The following is a 548-nucleotide window of genomic DNA, read 5'->3' as shown; positions in this document are numbered from 1 at the left end:
GATCTCGGCGCGCAGCGGATGCTCGCCACCACCGACGAGAACTTCTTTTCCGACCACGCCGGCGAGTTCGACCTCATCCTCAACACGATCAGCGCCGACATCCCCGTCAACCGCTACCTGCGTCTGCTGGGGCCGCGCGGGGTCATGGCCGTCGTCGGCCTCCCGCCGGAGAAGCAGGAGTCCTCCTTCGGTGCCGTCATCGGCGGGGCCAAGGCGATCGCCGGATCGAACATAGGCGGCATCGCCGAGACCCAGGAGATGCTCGACCTCTGCGCCGAACACGGCATCGCCGCGAAGATCGAGACGATCCCCGTCACCGAGGCGGACGCCGCCTACGACCGGGTCGTGGCCGGAGACGTGCAGTTCCGCGTCGTCATCGACACCGCGAGCTTCGATGACGTCGAGGCCGTCGCCTGACGCACTTCGTCTGGATCCGCCTCGTCTGAATCCCGGGCGTGAGACCGCAATGGTCGGGGTGATTCCCGCAATCGATGCGGGAATCCCTCGACCCTCATGCCGCAGGCGGGCACAATGAGACCGGGTCGAGG

At 67.2% G+C, this 548-nt stretch carries 1 protein-coding gene; it reads left to right on the top strand.

Annotation, left to right across the window (positions count from 1 at the left end):
- Positions 1–417 (top strand): zinc-binding dehydrogenase (locus IEV86_RS17650; protein WP_229734737.1); only part of this gene is annotated, 417 nt, incomplete at its 5' end.
- Positions 418–548: the final 131 nt, after the last annotated feature.

This window comes from Cellulomonas carbonis (assembly GCF_014636275.1).
Taxonomy (GTDB): domain Bacteria; phylum Actinomycetota; class Actinomycetes; order Actinomycetales; family Cellulomonadaceae; genus Actinotalea; species Actinotalea carbonis.
Note: the sequence above shows the minus strand (reverse complement) of the source record. Positions and strands in the feature narration are given on the sequence as shown.